The sequence below is a fragment of the Bradyrhizobium sp. Kon58 genome, assembly GCF_055807455.1.
The window spans coordinates 1-345 of record NZ_JBVVOT010000245.1 but is presented as its reverse complement, the minus strand read 5'-3'; the positions used below and the strand labels follow the sequence as shown (position 1 = coordinate 345).

At 60.9% G+C, this 345-nt stretch carries 1 protein-coding gene; it reads left to right on the top strand.

The window, feature by feature from the left end:
• Nucleotides 1–345: ATP-binding cassette domain-containing protein (locus AC0L20_RS40310; RefSeq protein WP_473295718.1), on the top strand; the 345-nt coding region annotated here is incomplete at both ends.

Below are 345 nucleotides of genomic sequence, written 5' to 3'. Positions count from 1 at the left end.
CAAAAAAGGCGAAGTGATCGTGGTGTGCGGGCCTTCCGGCTCTGGCAAATCCACCCTGATCAAGTGTGTCAATGCGCTGGAACCGTTTCAGAAAGGCGACGTCGTGGTCGACGGCACCTCCATCGCCGACCCGAAGACCAACCTGCCGCAACTGCGCTCGCGCGTAGGCATGGTGTTCCAGCACTTCGAGCTGTTCCCGCACCTGACCATCACCGAAAACCTGACCATCGCGCAGATCAAGGTGCTCGGGCGCAGCAAGGAAGAAGCCACCCAGAAAGGCCTGCAACTGCTTGAGCGCGTAGGCCTGTCGGCACATGCCCACAAGCACCCTGGCCAACTGTCCGG